This window comes from Legionella anisa (assembly GCF_001467525.1).
In the GTDB taxonomy this organism is placed as follows: domain Bacteria; phylum Pseudomonadota; class Gammaproteobacteria; order Legionellales; family Legionellaceae; genus Legionella; species Legionella anisa.
The window spans coordinates 116,038-134,290 of sequence record NZ_LNXS01000001.1 but is presented as its reverse complement, the minus strand read 5'-3'; the positions used below and the strand labels follow the sequence as shown (position 1 = coordinate 134,290).

Below are 18,253 nucleotides of genomic sequence, written 5' to 3'. Positions count from 1 at the left end.
AAAAAACATTTGAATAAATAGGATTAAACACCTCATTTTTTTTTTCGATCCAGTATATACTTCTACTTTTGGCTATAACCGGAAAAGAGAACATGCCTGAAAATTGGGTTGAAATAAAAAATTTAGTCTTCACTCGTGAAAGTCGGTACATTTTCAATGGCATTGATATGGTGGTTAAGCGAGGTAAGATTACCGCAATTATGGGGCCCAGTGGTTCTGGAAAGACTACCTTACTGCAGTTAATTGGTGCTCAGCTAAGACCTGACAGTGGCGTTATTCATGTTAATGGTCAAAATATGCATCTATTACCTCGTAGGGCTTTGTATGAAGCGAGGCGCAACATGGGCTTGCTTTTTCAAAGTTCTGCGTTATTTACTCATCTTTCTGTGTTTGATAACGTGGCTTTCCCTTTACGAGAACATACTCAATTAAATGAATCGATGTTGCGTGACATCGTATTGATGAAACTTGAAGCAGTTGGTTTGCGGGGGGCTGCCTCTCTGATGCCGGCTCAGTTATCAGGCGGAATGGCCCGACGAGTTGCTTTAGCGCGTACTATCGCAATGGATCCAGAACTTATGATGTACGATGAACCATTTACAGGACAGGATCCAATTTCTCTGGGTGTTTTAGTTCGCTTGATCAAAAGGTTAAATGAGTTATTGCATACAACAACAATTATTGTCTCACATGATGTCGAAGAAACCTGCTCTATAGCAGATTATATTTACCTTATTTCTGGCAGCAAAATCATTGGACAAGGAACTCCTGAGGAGCTAATTCAATCATCTGAGCCTCAGATCAAACAATTTATGCATGGAGAAGCGGATGGAGTTGTTCCTTTTCATTATCCAGCCAGATCGTATATAGAGGAGCTATTAGATGCTTGAGTTCATCACGCGTATCGGTAACCGCAGTTCACGGGTTTTGCAAAACTTGGGGAGTTCCGGATTATTTCTGTTCTTCATGCTGTTTAGAAGACCAGGAATTTCAAAGCTTTGGCCTTTGCTGCGCTATCAAATCCATTTTGTTGGTGTTTTGTCGTGTTTGATTATCGTTGTTTCTGCTTTATTTATTGGTATGGTTGTTGGTTTGCAGGGTTATAACACGTTGCAAAAATTTGGTGCATCAAGTCAATTGGGTCAATTATTGGCCTTAAGTATCTCAAGAGAACTTGGACCAGTAATTAGTGCCTTATTGTTTGCTGGGCGTGCAGGCTCTGCTTTAACCGCTGAAATTGGTTTGATGAAAGCAACAGAGCAGTTATCCAGTATGGATATGATGGGAGTTGACCCTTTAGGCAGGGTTATTTATCCTCGTTTTATAGCGGGTTTTATTACCTTACCTTTTTTGGCATTAATTTTTTCTGCTGTAGCTATCTTTGGAGGTTATTTTATCGGTGTTCACTGGTTAGGTGTAGATGCGGGAAGTTTTTGGTCCAATATGCAAGCAGCAGTGGATTTCCGTATTGATGTACTCAGTGGTATCATTAAAAGTTTAGTTTTTGCTTTTGTTGTAACCTGGATTTCTGTATTCCAGGGTTTTGAATGTGTGCCTACTGCAGAAGGTATTAGTCAGGCGACGACGAAAACAGTAGTTTATTCATCGCTTGCTGTATTAGGGCTGGATTTTTTGTTGACCGCAATGATGATTGGAGATTGGTAAATGAGTAAGCAACGTTACGTAGATTTTAGTGTCGGCCTATTTATGTTGCTTGGTATATTGGCTTTGTTAGTCATGACAATGAAAGTGAGCGGTTTTTCTAGTCTTATGTCTCATGACAGCTATGAGGTAACTGCAGATTTTACTGATATTGGTGGATTGAAAGTGCGGGCACCTGTTACTGTGGCGGGAGTTAGAATTGGAGAAGTAACTCATATTGATTTGCAGCCAGGAGAACTTAATGCAAAGGTAACTATGCGCTTGCGTAGTGATAAGAAAATACCTTATGAAGATGCTTCAGCGCGGATTTTAACAGAAGGGTTGCTTGGTTCTAATTATATTAGTATTGTCCCGGGTTTTGAGGATGATGATGATAAAGACCATCCTTATTTACGAAATGGAGATGTGATTGGAAAGACTCAAGAAGCAATTATTCTTGAAAATTTAATTGGTCAACTACTGTTTAACATTAAAAAATAAGGTCAGAACATGAGAATAATAAAAACAATTTTATTCGTTGTCAGTGTGATTTTATCTCCTATGATGAATGCGTCACAAAACTCTCCCATACCTATGCTAGAGCAAACTGCCAATAATATCATTGCTACCCTAAAAGAAAATAAAGCCAAATTAAAAAGCAATCCCAATATTATTTATCAGGCTGTAGAAACAAATTTGCTCCCTATTGTTGATGTAGCGGGTATGTCACGTTCTGTTTTGGGAAGACAGGCATGGAGTAAAGCAACAAGCTCTCAAAGAGCGCAATTTTCCAAAGCGTTTACACGTTTGGTGATTCGTACTTATTCTAGCCCCTTGGCACAGTACACCAATGAAAGCATACAATTTTTACCTTTAAGAGGCTCCCTGAGTTCTCGATTTTTGCGAGTGAACAGCATTATTGTTCGTGCCGAAGGTCAAAATATTCCGTTGTCTTATAGTCTTGTTGACAAAAATGGTCAGTGGAAGATTTATGATATCAGCGTTGAAGGAGTGAGTTTGTTGCAAAGTTTCAGATCACAGTTTGCAGCGGCCTTACAAAATTCCAGTATTGACGATGTCATCAAGTTAATGGAAAAAAAGCAACTTAAAAGGGCGGCCTAATGGTGAATAACGTTTGTTTTAAACCGGGTATCGAGCTTACATTTAAGTCAGTTGTTGTCGTGCGGGCAAAGCTTTATCAGGCTTTGATGGAAGATAAAAGTGATCGCTTTAGTCTGGATCTAAGTGATGTGAAGCATTGTGATAGTGCTGGTTTAGCATTGCTTATTGAGGCTAGAAAGCTATGTAAAAAAAATAATAAACTTTTTGAAATCATAGGCATACCTGATGAAACCCAATCTTTAGCAGAGTTTTGTGGCGTGAAACGTATTTTGGAGGCCGTATAATTTTTTTGTAATTTTCTGAGAGGAATTTCCAATTTTTTGGAAAGTGGTTACTTTTTTTAGGATTATAAATTGTAGCCTGGGTGAAGGTGAGTGCCGTAGCCCGGGTTTTCTTTTTTATTTGGATAACAGAACCCTAGGAAATGCTTGTGCTTTCACCCTAAATGTATTTGTTGTCAAAAGTTGTATTTATTTCAATTTGTGAGCTAATTTTAATGATAAGTAATGAAGAAATAGAACAAAAGTTTAAAGCCATAGATGATGTTTTTTACATCAAAGTGGAGGGGGATGGTTATCAATATCAGATAACTGTAGTAAGTGATGTCTTTTTAAATAAGCCTAAGATAGCCAGACAGCAGTGGGTTTATGCACAGCTGAAAGAATTGATTACCACGGGTAAACTTCACGCGATCAGCATGAAGACGTGGACAAAAGAAGAATGGGGAACGCAAAATGGATAAATTATTAATAAATGGTGGTAAAGCACTCAATGGTGAAGTAGTTATTTCAGGAGCAAAAAATGCTGCTTTACCCATTATGGCTGCAAGTTTACTGGCACGAGATCATGTCACCATTTCCAATGTCCCTCATCTCAAAGATATAACCACTATGATGGAGTTACTCGGTCAATTAGGTGCCCAATTAATTGTTGACGAGAAAATGAATGTCCAGGTTGATGCGAGTCAAGTAAATGAGTTTGTTGCTCCTTATGATTTAGTTAAAACGATGCGTGCTTCGATTTTAGTTTTGGGACCTTTGCTTGCTCGATTTGGTAAGGCAGATGTATCGTTACCCGGAGGTTGTGCTATTGGGACAAGACCTGTCGATTTGCATTTAAAAGCGTTGAAAACTATGGGGGCTGATATCACAGTCAAAAATGGTTACATCAATGCCCGCTGTAAACGTGGTCGTTTACAAGGAAAGCGTTTAATGTTTGATACAGTCACTGTGACCGGTACTGAAAATGTGCTTATGGCAGCCACTCTTGCTGAAGGGACAACAATTATTAAAAATGCTGCCCGCGAGCCAGAAGTGGTTGATTTAGCCAATTTTCTAATTCAAATGGGCGCAAAGATTTCTGGTGCTGGAACTTCAATAATTGAGGTTGAAGGTGTCGAATCACTTTCAGGTGGGACTTACTCTGTAATGTCTGACCGAATTGAGGCAGGAACTTATCTTGCTGCCGGGGCTTTAACACGAGGACATGTTACTGTAAAACGAGTACGACCTGATACTTTATTATCACAGTTATGTAAGTTTGAAGAAGCCGGTGCGGAATTAACCATAGGTGAAGATTGGGTTAGTCTTAATATGCACAATCAACGCCCTCAGGCAGTAAATATTTCTACGGCACCCTACCCAGCTTTTGCAACAGACATGCAGGCTCAATTTATGGCGATGAACTCAGTAGCAGTTGGTTCTTCAACTATTGTTGAAACGATATTTGAAAATCGTTTTATGCATGTGCAGGAGTTACAGCGCATGGGGGCGCAGATTCAACTCAATGGAAATACAGCAATAATTAATGGCGTTGAGAAATTAACCGGCGCACCTGTTATGGCAACGGATTTACGTGCCTCAGCCAGTTTGATTTTAGCTGGATTAGTTGCAGAAGGTGAAACCTCAGTTGAGCGTATCTATCATGTAGATAGAGGATATGAACGCATAGAAGAAAAACTATCTTTACTAGGTGCTGACATCAAGCGAGTTTCTGACCGGTGATTACTAAAGAAGAACTATCATTATACCTGCATCAATTGTTGGGTTGCGAACGCTACAATGATTATGCTCCTAATGGAATGCAGGTTGAAGGCAAAGAACAGATTAGCCGAATTTGTACTGCAGTCACTGCATCTGAGGATGCCATTACTCAAGCTATTGCATGGAACGCAGATGCTTTGCTGGTTCATCATGGCTACTTTTGGCGTGGTGAAACACCTGTGATTATAGGGATGAAACGGCAACGAATTTATATGTTATTATGCAATAAATTAAATTTATTTGCCTATCATCTTCCTTTGGATTGTCATCCTGATCTTGGAAATAATGCCTGCCTGGCCAAATTATTTGAAGTAGATATGGTACACACGCATAGAGCAGGTGGTACTGACAATCTGCTTTGGTCAGGAAAGTTAGCTCAAACGATGAAACACGCAGAATTTGCTGAGTATTTAACAAAAAAATTAAGGCGCCCCCCTTTATCTATCGAAGGCAGTGAAAAACCGATCACTCATATTGCCTGGTGCAGTGGCGGAGCGCAGGACTTTATTGAGGATGCATTTCGTTTAGGTGTAGATGCTTATATAAGTGGAGAAATATCCGAACGAACTTATTATCAAGCAAAAGAATTAGGGGTTCATTATTATTCTTGCGGACATCATGCAACAGAGCGTTACGGCATTCAGGCTTTAGGAAAGCATCTTGCCTCTCAGTTTGAGTTAGAACATCTATTTATAGACAGTGATAATCCTATTTAGCCAAATTAAACTTGTAGCCTGGGTGAATGCGAGATTCTGACTGCTCCTCTCATTTTATATATTCCCCTTTTACGAATTGGTTAAAAGGGGAATATTTGATTATATTCTAGTTGGAACTCCAGAAACCCTGGGCTTCGCTGCGCTTCTCCCAGGCTTGTATCTTGAATTTATCCAGTTAGTGATGAACATCCATAGGTTCTATGTCACCTACAGTAAATGTAGGTCCATGATCACCTGGCTCAAAACTGTTGGGATTTTGGTTATCCAGAACGTCCAGTTGAATACTGACACCATCCAGGGGGTAGTTTTTCATTAAATCTCTCCCCATTGCGGTAGCAAGAATTTCCCAAAATACTTCTTGAGGAAATTCCACTGTAGGCTCCATATACTTTAAAACAGTCGTACGTAGCACCCGATAGTCAGGGTATTCACTGTTCGGTAATTTTTTCTTGTAGGCGTAGCGCACATAAATATTAACTGTTTGTCCTGATTGTCTACTTGTATGATATTCAGGGATAGCAAATTGAAAATAATTCTTTTCATTATGATTTTCGCTCTCTGTTGAAGCCCATAAAGATGTAGGCAAATAAGAAATTACCATAACTAATAAAATGATTTTAAATAAATTTTTCATAAAATTCTCCAATAATATAACCGGTCATCGGCATAAGCATTTAAAAATAGGGGTTAATTATTAGAAAATGAACGTGGTGGCTTATAGATTCGTTTTGTAAATCCTGAGCATAGAGATAAAAGATATAAAGAAAAAGAGAGCAAACCCATCAGTGAATGGGTCTTTGATAAGCTCAATTCAGTTGGTATGACATAGGCTTGGCTAAAATTACAGCGAATCGATGCAGTAAGAGGCGCTTTTTGTAAACATTGAGTTGCAGGTCCTGCACGTGTAGTTGTAACAGGATTAGAAACAATATTTTTATTGCTCATTGTATATGGGAGCAGTACAAGAAGTATTGCAAAAAAAATAAAAAATATTTTCATGGTCATTATTCTACCAGATTAACTAGCAAAAATAACCGTTATTTGCAAATGAATGAAATTAGATGTGCTACATTTAATAAATCAATAGTGATTTACCTTATGTTACTCTTGTACCAGTAGACATCATAGGCTAACATGATTTAATAATCGCTAAAGGATTGTTTTTAATGATCAATTTTCGTTACTTTATGTTTTTAGTTTTTTTATTTTGTTCCTTTTCAGGCCAAGCAAATACAAGTGAAAAGCACAATAAAGCTTTTCGAAATTTTTGGCATCCCACTTATCTAGGGGAGCGCCTGGATTATTGTACTGCAGATGGTAAGGAATGTGGCAAAGTCGTAGCAGATCATTATTGCCAAATGCTTGGTTATGATTATTCCAGCGATAATGAAATAGCCTACAATATAGGATTAACCCATTACTTATCCACCAGTCAAAGCTGCAAAGGGTGGCGCTGCAACGGATTTATGACTATTGTTTGCGCTACTGGCTTATCTCATAACCCTCCAAAACCTTATCACTATCGGGAAAAACGTTTTGCCGTCCCTCGTTTTAATGATTATCGTGTAGATTGGTGTTATGACCAAAAACAAGGTTGTGGTTCACGGGCAGCCAATTCTTTTTGCAATCGTATGGGCTTTATGCAGGCTAAGTATTTTGTGAAAGAAACCCAGGTAAGTGCTACTAAAACAATTGGTAGTCAGGAATTGTGTTTTGGGAATCAGTGTAATGGTTTTAAATTAATCGTGTGCTATCGATAAATTAATTATTGAAAGTCTTTCCTCGCTTTAAGGGAGAGAATGATGGTAAGTGTATGAAACTTAAGGATAAGTTTATGAGTATTAATGACAAGGTTCTTATCATTGATAATAATGAAAGTCGTTGCGGCAAGCTACGCACAATACTGGATTTTATCGGTGAATCTACTGAAGTCAGTAAGTATAGCGAATGGTACTTTTCTGATATGAGTCCCGACGTTATTCTTCTTAGTGCAAGCGAATCAATTCAAGAAACAATAAATGAGCTGGATTCTTTGGTAAACAAGTTTTCTAAAGTTCCAATCATTGTGGTGGGTCAAAAATTAAATAATACTCAATGCCTCTTGCGCAATGTTGTTGCTTGTCAACCGTTCCCTTTTACTTATGCGCAAATAATGGAATCCTTGCATCAATGTCAAATTGCTAAAGAAGCGGTAAAAACCATTATGATTAGCGATCATAAAAATCCTTTATTACGTAGTCTGGTGGGTAATAGTCACAGTATTCGCAATGTTCGCCGATTAATAGAGCAAGTTTCTGATACTGAAGCCAGTGTTTTAATCCTTGGAGAATCAGGAACAGGCAAAGAGGTTGTTGCACGTAATATCCACGCATTATCATCAAGAGCTACGAAACCTTTTATCCCAATTAACTGCGGTGCTATTCCGGGAGAATTGCTAGAAAGTGAATTGTTTGGCCATGAAAAGGGTGCATTCACTGGTGCAATTACTTCCCGACAAGGACGATTTGAATTAGCGAACGGAGGGACTCTATTTCTTGATGAAATAGGGGATATGCCTTTGCCTATGCAAGTGAAATTATTAAGAGTACTGCAAGAGCGCTGTTTTGAGCGAGTTGGATCCAATAAGAGCATTGATGTTAATGTAAGAATTATTGCTGCGACACATAGAAATTTGGAAGAAGCGATTAAAGAAGGGAAATTTAGGGAGGATTTATTTTATAGGCTGAATGTATTTCCTATAGAAATGCCTCCTTTAAGAGAGCGGGCAGAAGATATTCCTTTGTTATTTAACGAATTGATTGCACGCATTGAGAGCGAAAACAGGCCCAGCGTACGTTTAATGCCCGATGCGATGGCTGTATTAAGCCAGTACAGTTGGCCAGGTAACATCAGAGAATTAGCTAATTTAGTAGAACGACTAACTATTTTGTATCCCAAAGGAATTTTAAGTAAAGAGGATTTGCCACAAAAAGTCCGTGGTGAATATATGCCCCTATATGTAGAATCTGATACATCCAACTCTGAACGAGAAGCTTTATTAGAGGTGATAAATCAGGAGCAGATTTCCACTGCAGAAGGAATAGACTTAAAAGAACACTTGGTAAAAACTGAGTTAGCACTAATTAGTCAAGCATTAAATGAATCAGATTGGGTAGTGGCTCATGCCGCAAGTTACTTGAATATGAGACGTACTACTTTGGTTGAAAAAATGCGCAAATACGGACTTACACGCCCTGAGCGGGTTTGAACTCATCAGTGTAAATTTGTTTGGTAAGCGTTCAACTCTATGGCCGGGAAGCCCTATTTGAGTTCAACCTTAAATAGGGTTTTCCATCAAGCTTCAAACAGACCCTCTGAACAATTACATTGTTTGAGTAGAATGGGTAACTATTTATTCTTTGGTGTCATCAGTTTTTGATTTTTTAGGTTCGACTACTTCAATAGTTTCAACAGTTTCAATAGTCTCAATGGTTTCAATAGGTTCAGAAGGCTTAACCGGTTCGGCAGCAGCTTTACTTTCCTCAACAGGTTTTTGGGGTTTGGCTTCTTTAACTGGCTCTCCCTTTGTTTGTTCCGTTTCTTCTGCTTGCTGTGCTCTATTTTCTTTATAGTTGTGAACGATTTCGCCAACGCTCTTTTTAATATCTGTAAATAACTTTCCTGTCATTGAAGCTAACTCTTTGAGATCAGGTAGTTTTGATTTAAAGTCACTCATGGCTCACTCCATTTTGTAATATAAATTAATTATACACCATTATCTAAAATTCATCCGTTTACCCAGTATTTTGAATATTAAGGCTTTTTGTTATTTATCATTATAATTCAGCTGTTGAGTTTGATGTGTTGTTTCCTTAACCCCATGGGTGCATAAACCGCATCGCCGGCTTAAGTAATTTATTTGCTAGAGAACTTTTGGCTGGAACAGTGAGTTTAAATGCTTTATGGCTTGCAATTTTTTCTATGAGATAGTCATCGCTTGTGCATAATTTATCTACGAGATGCAGATCAAAAGCATCTTTGGCTAACCAATGTTCTCCTGTAGAAACTTGCTCTATATTGAGTTGCCCCCGATGCTCAGCTACAAAATTTCTAAAAATAGCATGTATCTTTTCCAGATCATCCTGAGCTTTTTTTCTGCCTTTTTCAGTATTCTCGCCTAAAAGTGTTAGCGTGCGTTTATATTCCCCTGCAGTTAATAGTTCTACATCTACATCGTGTTTTTTAAGCCAACGATGGAAATTGGGTATTTGGGCTACTACACCTATAGAGCCAATAATTGCAAAAGGAGCAGCAATGATTTGATTAGCAACACAGGCCATTAAGTAACCGCCACTGGCTGCCATTTTATCGATACTTACAGTCAAAGGAATCTTTTTATCACGAATGCGTTGGAGCTGCGAAGCAGCCAGTCCATAACTATTGACTATACCTCCAGGGCTATCCAGACGAACTAAAACTTCATCTCCAGGCTTTGCCGTGCAAAGAATCGCAGTTACTTCATCTCTAAGCTGTTCTACCTGAGAGGCTCTAATATCACCGTGAAAATCAATTACATAAAGTGTGGGCTGTTCTGACGTGCTTTTTTTCTTTTTGGGCAATTTCTTACCAAGAACTTCTTTGTTCATTATGGATGTGATATGCTCATAATGCTTATTTAAAGACGTAATCTCCAGTTTAGGCTTTTGTTTACGGCTCATAGAAAAAAAACCTGCAAAGACTACTAGGCAGGCAATAACTACCGTTACTGATTTTAAAAGAAACATACCGTATTGACTTAAAAATTCCATTACTAAAACCTTAAAAAAAATAAAAACAAATTATGGCGATCAATAAGGCGGTTCGCAAGAGTCCATTTAAGTAGAAGGTAAATTAGTTGTAAAAAATAGGGGGATATATGCCATCTGATGAAAAATTAAGGCAAAAAAAAATTGAAAACTTGCAGTACGCTGCATTGATTCTCATTAAAAAAATAGACAATGAGTTAAGGGGTAAGGCTGAAGAAGGTATATTTCGGGTTGCAGGTTCATTGACTCTTGTTAATGCTAAATTAGCTGAAATCCAAAAAGGTAAGATGGATTTTTCTACAATGAACCAACTTGAGTGTGCTAACTTATTGAAGAAAGTTTTACAGAAATTGCAAGAAAATGGTGAACCTCTATTTAGCCTAGAGGACCAAAAACAGTTGAGTGATAATAAAAATAAATTACTTGAATATAAAAAAGCAATAAACAATATTTTAGGAAAAAAATCAGAGACTAATCAAAAAATCACATATTACTTGTTTGCGATGTTAAAAAAATCTTTAGAAAAGGTAGCGCAAACAAAGATGCCCGCAGAAAATTTGGCTTCAATGATTGGTCCTAATATATTTGAGCTTTCTAATCAAGAACTATCTCCAAATCTATTAGAGGCTATAAGCGTTGAAAATGAAGTTTGTGCCGATTTAATCAAAAGTGCTAATGAAATTATAAAACCAGAACTACGTTTGCAAGGTACTCATTATGAAGCTGAAGTAAAAGATCCGTCAGAAAATAGATTTCATATTTTCAATGCAGATGGTGATGAGTTAGGTGGGGAGTATCAAGGACTCAAAGGAGATTTTTTAAAAAGCAAAATACTTTTGAACTTTAAAAAACAACTCGAAGAAACCACTTTAGAGACTTTTGATGATGTAGTTGAAGAATTAATGAAAAAAACTGCATATACAGTGCTTGCAACAAGCCAGGGATTTACAACTTGGTTTTTTCGACGCGATACTTCTTCTGTAAAAGCCTTTAGAGAAATGGTTGCAGAACGAAAAAGTGATTTAGAGTTTGAAAAGGGTTTGGCAATGAATTAAAACTTGTTTTGTTTTTTAGTTCGAGTACTATTTCTTTATTAAGTGTAGCCTGGGTGCAGCGTAGCGGAACCCGGGATTAAGAGTTCGAAATTTTCCAGGGTTCCGCTGCGCTGCACCCAGGCTACTTAAATATCAACCAAAGAAGTGTATCATGGCCTATGCTTGATGTGATTAACCTTGATTTTGATTATCAGGATCAACCTTTATTAAATAAAGTAAGCTTTCATTTGCCCACAGGAGGATTACTTCATTTACGTGGTAGAAATGGTGCAGGTAAGACCACTCTATTAAAATTAATCGCCGGTTTATATCATCCGCTTCAAGGTGAAATTCAATTTTTTGGAAAAAATATTGCTAAGGACCAATCTGCTTACCAGCGTCATGTGTGTTTTGTAGGTCACAAAACGGGTATTAACCCTAATTTAACCTTAAAAGAGAATTGTTTCTTTGATCTGCATTATGCTTCCTCATCGCGCAGTATAAAGAAAGAAGGGCATAATAACTTAGAAGAACTCGCTTCAATTTTTACACTCGAACACCACCTTGATGTCCCTTGTGGCTTGTTATCTGCCGGACAGCGCAGGCAAGCAGGATTACTACGCTTGTGGTTCTCCAATGTCAAATTATGGCTTCTTGATGAGCCTTTAATCGCATTAGATGATAAGGCTATTGCCCTGATTATGGATAAAATCGCAGTTCATCGAAAGCAGGGTGGCTCAGTTTTATTAACTTCTCACCAGCAATTACCGCTAAATCCCTCTGATTATGAGGAGTATTGTTTGTGATTTCTTCCTTTTCTTTATTTGCCAAACAATGCAAACGTGAGTTGCTTATTCAGGTGCGTCAAATTCGTTTTTTAGTGAACTCATGTTTGTTTCTCTTAATTTTTCTTTTTATGTTTCCTCTGACTCTCAAGCCGGAAGTCGTGCTGCTTAAAACGATTGCCCCTGGTTTAGTTTGGATGGCGATACTCTTGTCTTTTTTGCTCTCTTCCGAGCGCTTATTTCAACAAGATTATGAACATGGTGTGATCGAACAATGGATTGTTTCCGGTCAGTCTTTACCTTTACTGGTTGGTGCAAAAGTAATTGCTCATTGGTTATTTAATTTATTGCCTTTACTCATTTTATGTCCTGTGGTTGCTTTACTATTTTCATTGAGTGTTTGGGAAACAGAGGTGCTTGCGCTTACTATAATTTGCGGCACCCCAGCCTTACTTTTTCTCTGTGCTTTGGCTGCTGCATTTGGAGTTGGAGTCAACCAGAAGGGGCTTTTAATGGCTTTAATTTTATTGCCGCTAACCTTGCCTTTACTTATCTTTGGAAGCGGCACTTTAAATATAGCCATGCAAGGATTGCCAATTAGTGCCTATTTAGCCTTATTACTTGCAATGTCTGTAGTTGCTACAGGTTTTTTACCTTATGCTATTGCCGGGATAATACGCATCAGTCACATTGAATAGGGTCTGTTTCCATTTCTACTATCTTGGCCAAACTGTCCTGATTTTCTCGTTATTGTTAGATACATGTAGCCTGGGTGAAGCGAAGCGTAACCCGGGTTATGGAAGCGTGCTGTTTATCCAGAAACTTGGGTTACGGCTTCGCCTTCACCCAGGCTACATTACTACGTAAGTAGAGTGCACTACTTATTGAATAATGGCTTATACATATCAAAGTTTCTATCAAACTGACGATCCTACAGAGCATTTTAGCTTAAGCTCGCGAAATGAAAACAGATTCTAAGGCTTCTGGGTTTTGCGAATAGGGGGATACGTGTTAAAATCCGCTTTTTTTGATTTCAATTATTCCTATGTGGAAGTTATTATATCAACTGGCATCGCCTAAGTTTTTTTATAATTTTACTGGACGCTTCACTCCAAGTTTGGCAGTGGGCGCTTTAGTGATCTTAGTTGTTGGTATCATTTGGGGATTGGTATTTACCCCCCCTGATTATCAACAAGGTGATGCGTTCCGCATTATCTACGTCCATGTACCCAGTGCTTTTTTGTCCATGATGCTCTATGCCTGGATGGGTTTTTTAGCTGTATTGCTTTTGGTTTGGCGTATTAAAATAGCAGGTCTTTTAATTAATATTGTTGCTCAAGTTGGCCTTAGTATGGCTTTTCTTGCGCTGGTGACTGGCAGTATTTGGGGTAAACCTATGTGGGGTACTTGGTGGGTTTGGGATGCTCGTTTGACTTCTGAATTAATTCTTTTATTGCTTTATGCTGCAATTTTAGCAACCCACTATGCGATAAAAAATAAAGATAATGGAGATAAAATTATTGCCATTCTAACTTTGGTGGGAATTATTGATTTACCGATTATTCATTATTCAGTTTATTGGTGGAATACTTTGCATCAAGGATCTACTTTGTCAGTCTTTGCCAAGCCTAAGATTGATGGAAGTATGTTATATCCTTTATTGTTGACCATAGCTGGATTTTTTTTATACTGTTTGTGGATTATTTTAGAGAAAGCGCGTCATGAATTATTGCTTAGGGAAAAGAGGCAAGCTTGGGTCAAGATTCAATTTGAAGGGGAATTTAAATGAATCAACTTTTAGAGTGGTTGGCAATGGGAGGATACTCCATTTATGTCTGGCCGGCTTATGGTTTGGTCTGTGTTGTTTTAGTAATGAATTTATTAGGTATGAAATGGAAAGGAAAACAGACACGACAAAAATTACAACAATGGTTTAAGCGATAAAGATGATTCCAGCACGCCGACGTAAGATAATGATTTTAGTATTTACCCTGTCTATTTTATCCATTGCTGCAGCGTTGGTTTTGTATGCACTGAGACAAAATATAAGCTTGTTTTATACTCCTACCCAGGCTGTAGCAGGTGAAGCACCACAGCAGCATAATATTCGTATGGGGGGGATGGTTGAAAAGGATTCTATTATTCGCTCGAAAAAAGGTTTGGATGTAGAATTTAAAATAACCGATTTTAATCAAACCATTACCGTAAAATATACGGGTATTCTTCCAGACTTATTTAGAGAGGGGCAGGGTGTAGTTGCTGAAGGGCAGCTGCTTGATAACCAACATTTTCGTGCCTCACAGGTATTGGCGAAGCATGATGCGAATTATATGCCGCCGGAAGTGAAAGCAGCTTTATCCCAAAAGGTACATTCATGATTGCAGAATTAGGGCTTTTTTCTTTGGTTTTGGCTTTGCTTTCTTCCATAATGCTTGCATTAATTCCACTCGTTGGGTTGCAATTAAAACGAAGTAATTGGATAGATGCTGCACGTACTTATGCAGTCTGCCAGTCTTTCTTCATTGCCTTGACCTATCTTTTCCTCACCCTTTGTTTTTTAAAAGATGATTTCTCGGTAATTTACGTACTCAGTAATTCCAGCATTAACTTACCGTGGTTTTATAAGTTCTGTGCTGTTTGGGGCGGGCATGAAGGTTCCATGTTGTTATGGGTCTCCATTCTGAGCTTTTGGACGTTGCTGGTAGCTTTTTGCAGTACGGGTTTGGATAAAGAAATGCGGACTCGCGTTTTAGTTGTTCTCGGTTGGCTGAGTATTGGATTTATTCTTTTTTTGTTGACTACATCCAATCCTTTTTTACGTCAGTTTCAGGTTTTAGATACACAAGGTCGTGATTTGAATCCCTTATTGCAAGATCCGGGTTTTTTATTTCATCCGCCAATGTTGTATATGGGGTATGTAGGTTTTTCTGTAGCCTTCGCCTTTGCCATTGCTGCACTTTGGGCGGGTAGAGTAGAAGCCAGTTGGTCAAAGTGGACTAGACCTTGGACATTAGCCGCATGGTGTTGTTTAACGGCGGGTATCACTTTGGGAAGCTGGTGGGCTTATCGGGAGTTGGGTTGGGGTGGATGGTGGTTTTGGGATCCAGTCGAAAATGCCTCTTTTATGCCTTGGTTAGTAGGAACTGCTTTATTGCATTCTTTGGCAGTAACTGAGCAGCGCCAACAATTTAAAGCATGGACCATGTTGCTTGCAATTGCTGCTTTTTCTTTAAGCTTAATCGGTACTTTTCTTGTGCGTTCCGGTGTTTTGACCTCTGTTCATGCATTTGCCGTAGATCCGCAGCGCGGATTATATATCTTAGTATTTTTATTATTTGTTATTGGTGGTTCTTTATTATTGTTCCTTTTTAGAGCACAAACCTTACATTCAGGCAGCAATCCCAGTCCTTTTTCTAGGGAAAGTGCTTTATTATTAAATAATGTTTTTTTAGTAGTAATTATGCTCACTGTTTTAATGGGAACTGTGTATCCATTGCTTGTTGAAGGTTTAGGCCTGGGTAAACTATCTGTCGGAGCTCCTTATTTTAATTCGGTATTCATTCCTTTAATGATTCCTTTGTTGTTATTAATGGGAATTGGTGTTCATTTAAGATGGAACAGAGATCATTGGCGAAGTGTATTAAAAAAGCTTTGGAAAACAGTTTTTCTTAGCTTCTTAATACCTTTAGTTTTGTTAATTACTACAGCTAAAGAATTTAATAGTTCAGCTTTTATCGGGTTGAGCCTGGCTTTCTGGGTGATTTTAAGTACATTTCAAGCTGCTTATAGACGGATTTTTGATCGTGGTTTATATCAAGTAGGGCAAGCTTTTTGGGGAATGATTCTCGCACATTTGGGAGTAGCAACTACGGTAATTGGTATTGCTGTTTCTACAGCTTATGGTGTGCAAGATGATGTACCCATGGAGCTTGGAAAAAAAGTATCGTTACTTGGTTATTCTATTGAGTTTATACACCAGGAACCGTTAATCGGACCAAACTATAAAGGAACTAAAGCCCAATTTAAAATTAATTATCAGGGCAAGAGCAAGCTGATTTATCCTGAAAAAAGACTTTATACAGTAGGTCAAATGGCAATGACTGAGTCCGCAATTGACGTAACACCCTTTAGAGATATTTATGTTGCTTTAGGTGAGCCATTAGCTGATAACTCTTGGTCAGTAAGACTCTATTACAAACCTTTAATTCGTTGGATTTGGGCCGGTGGGTTTATGATTTTAGCCGGTGGTTTTTTTGCACTGACAGATAGGCGCTATTATCAAAAAAGACAGCAAGCAATAATTGGTACCCAGGAGTTGAAAGCATGAAAAAAATAGGATGGAAAGTGATTCCAATTACTCTTTTTTTGCTGCTTTGTGTCTTTCTTTGGCGTGGTTTATCCTTAAATCCGCATGAATTACCTTCAGTACAACTTGGAAAGTCATTACCTCACTTTAACCTACCTGAATTGTATCACCCGAATTCTTTTTTTAGTTCCACACAATTACGTGGTCAGGTGGTTTTGTTAAATGTTTGGGCTAGTTGGTGTGCAGCTTGTGTTGATGAACAGGTTTTTATGTTGCAATTGGCGCGTGAAGGAGTGCCGATTTATGGGTTGAATTATAAAGACAAATCTACGGACGCGCTCCTCTGGTTGAAGCAATGGGGAAATCCTTATAAGCGTGTCATCGAAGACCAGGATGGAAAAGTTGCTATCGATTTAGGTGTGTATGGCGCACCAGAGACTTTTGTGATCGATAAGAAAGGAATAATTCGTTATCGACATGCTGGAATTATGACTCAAGAGATGTGGCAAAAAGAGATTTTACCTTTAATGAAGCAGCTGGAGCAAACCTCATGAGAATAGGCTTTATTTTCGGGTGTTTTTTTCTTTTTTTAAGTTCGCTGGCCTGGGCAAATAGTACTTATCCTTTGGATTCTGCTCAAAAGGAAGCTCAATTTAATCATCTGCTCAAAGACTTGCGTTGCCTGGTATGTCAAAATCAAGATTTGGCAGATTCTAATGCTGAATTAGCTAAAGATTTGCGTAATCAAGTTTATCACATGGTGAAAGAGGGTAAGAGTGATAGTGAAATCAGTGATTATCTGACTGCTCGTTACGGAGATTTTATCCTGTTTAATCCTCCGGTTAAAGCAGTGACTTTTTTATTGTGGTTTGGACCTATTTTATTTTTACTCTTAGGATTTGTTATTTTCTGGCGCACTTGTTTTGGAGTCCGAGAGAAGGAACATGCATAATTTAGCGAGCTTTTTATGAATGAATGGTGGTTATTGGGATTAGCAGCAGGTCTAACTGGCTTAGCCTGTATACTCATGGTTTATCCATTCAGGCGCCGTTTTACCGCCAGCCTGTTGCTGGTTCCTGCTATTTTTTTAGGGGCATTTACAGGATATTTTTATTGGGGCGGCTTTGGAGGATGGCAAGAGCATCTCCATCATCTTAATTCACAGAAACAAGCTAAAAAAATGTTGGAATCGATTAAAAGTCCACAAGAATTAATCGAGAAATTGCGTGCAAAATTGGATGAAACCCCAAAAAGTGCTAAAGGTTGGTATCTCTTAGGACGTTTGTACAGCGGCCAAAATGAAAAACAAAATGCTGTAAATGCTTTTGCAAAAGCATATCAATTTAATCCCGATGATGAACAATATGCAGTGAATTATGCGCACAGTTTGTGGGTACTGAATAATCAGCAATTTACCGAACAGATCACTGAACTATTTAACCGATTATTAAAAAACAATCCAAATCAGCCCGATGCATTGGCGATGCTCGCAATGAATGCTTTTGTAAGCCATGCGTATGAAGATGCAATAAGTTATTGGCGACGTTTGTTAAAACTGGCCCCAGAACAATCAGAAGAGGCTAAAGCAATTCGCAAGGCAATTGCTAAAGCTGAAGCGCATCTGAAGTTAAGAGATAAAGATCTGGATTGATTTATAAAGATCGAGAACTCAAGCGCAACGCTGAGCGATCCCCACACATTTTTTCACCCTACGTACCGCGCTTTATGCGCGGTACGTAGAGGTGGTAAAATTTATTGTATTACACACGACTCCTTTAAATTTGTAACTATTTCTCAAAAGCGAAACAGGGCATTTTTGATTT

Annotated in this window: 24 protein-coding genes; 20 read left to right on the top strand and 4 right to left on the bottom strand. The window is 38.3% G+C overall.

Translation table 11 applies throughout. From position 1 onward, the window contains the following. Positions 1–92 precede the first annotated feature (92 nt). The 8 genes from Lani_RS00575 (at position 93) to Lani_RS00540 (ending at position 5,521) form a co-directional block, all read left to right on the top strand. Positions 93–890: an ATP-binding cassette domain-containing protein gene (locus Lani_RS00575; protein WP_019235085.1), complete on the top strand. Its 798-nt coding sequence runs from the start codon at positions 93–95 to the stop codon at positions 888–890. After that, positions 883–1,665, top strand: a complete 783-nt coding sequence (gene mlaE, locus Lani_RS00570) for a lipid asymmetry maintenance ABC transporter permease subunit MlaE (protein ID WP_019235086.1) — start codon at positions 883–885, stop codon at positions 1,663–1,665. The genes Lani_RS00575 and mlaE overlap by 8 nt, the downstream gene beginning before the upstream one ends. Then, a complete protein-coding gene (gene mlaD / locus Lani_RS00565; protein ID WP_019235087.1) occupies positions 1,666–2,142 on the top strand; it encodes an outer membrane lipid asymmetry maintenance protein MlaD in 477 nt (158 codons plus the stop codon). It abuts the gene before it with no gap. 9 nt (positions 2,143–2,151) lie between these two features. Further along, on the top strand, positions 2,152–2,763 hold the full coding sequence (locus tag Lani_RS00560) for an MlaC/ttg2D family ABC transporter substrate-binding protein (RefSeq protein ID WP_019235088.1): 612 nt from the start codon (positions 2,152–2,154) through the stop codon (positions 2,761–2,763). Then, entirely contained in the window at positions 2,763–3,047 is a 285-nt protein-coding gene (locus tag Lani_RS00555; protein ID WP_019235089.1) for an STAS domain-containing protein, read from the top strand. Before Lani_RS00560 ends, Lani_RS00555 begins: the two co-directional genes overlap by 1 nt. 212 nt (positions 3,048–3,259) lie before the next feature. After that, complete coding sequence (locus tag Lani_RS00550; RefSeq protein WP_040523253.1) at positions 3,260–3,505, top strand: BolA family protein; 246 nt, start codon at positions 3,260–3,262, stop codon at positions 3,503–3,505. Further along, positions 3,498–4,766, top strand: a complete 1,269-nt coding sequence (gene murA, locus Lani_RS00545) for a UDP-N-acetylglucosamine 1-carboxyvinyltransferase (RefSeq protein WP_019235091.1) — start codon at positions 3,498–3,500, stop codon at positions 4,764–4,766. The genes Lani_RS00550 and murA overlap by 8 nt, the downstream gene beginning before the upstream one ends. Next, the gene (locus Lani_RS00540) at positions 4,763–5,521 is read left to right on the top strand and encodes a Nif3-like dinuclear metal center hexameric protein (protein ID WP_019235092.1); all 759 of its coding nucleotides are present in this window, start codon (positions 4,763–4,765) and stop codon (positions 5,519–5,521) included. The genes murA and Lani_RS00540 overlap by 4 nt, the downstream gene beginning before the upstream one ends. Before the next feature lie 175 nt (positions 5,522–5,696). On the opposite strand, the gene Lani_RS00535 is transcribed toward Lani_RS00540, so the two are convergent. Beyond that, positions 5,697–6,155 carry a hypothetical protein gene (locus Lani_RS00535; RefSeq protein ID WP_019235093.1) on the bottom strand — a complete coding sequence of 153 codons (459 nt, stop codon included), beginning with the start codon at positions 6,153–6,155 and terminating at the stop codon, positions 5,697–5,699. Between the two features lie 53 nt (positions 6,156–6,208). Further along, positions 6,209–6,526, bottom strand: coding sequence for a hypothetical protein (locus tag Lani_RS00530; protein WP_019235094.1), 318 nt, complete (start codon positions 6,524–6,526; stop codon positions 6,209–6,211). A gap of 161 nt (positions 6,527–6,687) precedes the next feature. On the opposite strand from Lani_RS00530, the gene Lani_RS00525 reads away from it, so the two are divergent. Then, on the top strand, positions 6,688–7,281 hold the full coding sequence (locus Lani_RS00525; RefSeq protein ID WP_019235095.1) for a hypothetical protein: 594 nt from the start codon (positions 6,688–6,690) through the stop codon (positions 7,279–7,281). A 74-nt stretch (positions 7,282–7,355) separates the two neighbouring features. Next, entirely contained in the window at positions 7,356–8,768 is a 1,413-nt protein-coding gene (locus Lani_RS00520; RefSeq protein ID WP_019235096.1) for a sigma-54 dependent transcriptional regulator, read from the top strand. A 144-nt stretch (positions 8,769–8,912) separates the two neighbouring features. Here Lani_RS00520 and Lani_RS00515 read toward each other — a convergent pair whose 3' ends face one another. Together Lani_RS00515 and sohB are read right to left on the bottom strand one after the other, a co-directional pair. Beyond that, positions 8,913–9,236, bottom strand: coding sequence for a hypothetical protein (locus Lani_RS00515; RefSeq protein ID WP_019235097.1), 324 nt, complete (start codon positions 9,234–9,236; stop codon positions 8,913–8,915). Positions 9,237–9,372: 136 nt separating this feature from the next. Further along, complete coding sequence (gene sohB, locus Lani_RS00510) at positions 9,373–10,308, bottom strand: protease SohB (protein ID WP_019235098.1); 936 nt, start codon at positions 10,306–10,308, stop codon at positions 9,373–9,375. Positions 10,309–10,415: 107 nt separating this feature from the next. Between sohB and Lani_RS00505 the strand changes: the two genes are divergently transcribed. The 10 genes from Lani_RS00505 to Lani_RS00460 all read left to right on the top strand — a co-directional run bounded on the left by Lani_RS00505 (position 10,416) and on the right by Lani_RS00460 (position 18,081). Beyond that, positions 10,416–11,360, top strand: a complete 945-nt coding sequence (locus tag Lani_RS00505; RefSeq protein ID WP_019235099.1) for a RhoGAP domain-containing protein — start codon at positions 10,416–10,418, stop codon at positions 11,358–11,360. Between the two features lie 158 nt (positions 11,361–11,518). Then, positions 11,519–12,145, top strand: a complete 627-nt coding sequence (ccmA, locus tag Lani_RS00500) for a heme ABC exporter ATP-binding protein CcmA (RefSeq protein WP_019235100.1) — start codon at positions 11,519–11,521, stop codon at positions 12,143–12,145. Further along, the gene (gene ccmB / locus Lani_RS00495) at positions 12,142–12,822 is read left to right on the top strand and encodes a heme exporter protein CcmB (protein ID WP_019235101.1); all 681 of its coding nucleotides are present in this window, start codon (positions 12,142–12,144) and stop codon (positions 12,820–12,822) included. The genes ccmA and ccmB overlap by 4 nt, the downstream gene beginning before the upstream one ends. Positions 12,823–13,169: 347 nt before the next feature. Continuing rightward, positions 13,170–13,913, top strand: a complete 744-nt coding sequence (gene ccmC / locus Lani_RS00490; RefSeq protein WP_040523255.1) for a heme ABC transporter permease CcmC — start codon at positions 13,170–13,172, stop codon at positions 13,911–13,913. Continuing rightward, complete coding sequence (gene ccmD, locus Lani_RS00485; RefSeq protein WP_019235103.1) at positions 13,910–14,068, top strand: heme exporter protein CcmD; 159 nt, start codon at positions 13,910–13,912, stop codon at positions 14,066–14,068. Before ccmC ends, ccmD begins: the two co-directional genes overlap by 4 nt. Before the next feature lie 2 nt (positions 14,069–14,070). Next, positions 14,071–14,502 carry a cytochrome c maturation protein CcmE gene (gene ccmE, locus Lani_RS00480; protein WP_019235104.1) on the top strand — a complete coding sequence of 144 codons (432 nt, stop codon included), beginning with the start codon at positions 14,071–14,073 and terminating at the stop codon, positions 14,500–14,502. After that, positions 14,499–16,451, top strand: a complete 1,953-nt coding sequence (locus Lani_RS00475) for a heme lyase CcmF/NrfE family subunit (RefSeq protein WP_019235105.1) — start codon at positions 14,499–14,501, stop codon at positions 16,449–16,451. The genes ccmE and Lani_RS00475 overlap by 4 nt, the downstream gene beginning before the upstream one ends. Next, on the top strand, positions 16,448–16,984 hold the full coding sequence (locus Lani_RS00470) for a DsbE family thiol:disulfide interchange protein (protein ID WP_019235106.1): 537 nt from the start codon (positions 16,448–16,450) through the stop codon (positions 16,982–16,984). Before Lani_RS00475 ends, Lani_RS00470 begins: the two co-directional genes overlap by 4 nt. Next, positions 16,981–17,382 (top strand): cytochrome c-type biogenesis protein, encoded by a 402-nt coding sequence (locus Lani_RS00465; protein WP_019235107.1) that lies wholly within the window; start codon positions 16,981–16,983, stop codon positions 17,380–17,382. Before Lani_RS00470 ends, Lani_RS00465 begins: the two co-directional genes overlap by 4 nt. A 15-nt stretch (positions 17,383–17,397) precedes the next feature. Then, positions 17,398–18,081, top strand: coding sequence for a tetratricopeptide repeat protein (locus Lani_RS00460; RefSeq protein WP_019235108.1), 684 nt, complete (start codon positions 17,398–17,400; stop codon positions 18,079–18,081). The last annotated feature ends 172 nt before the right edge of the window (positions 18,082–18,253 follow it).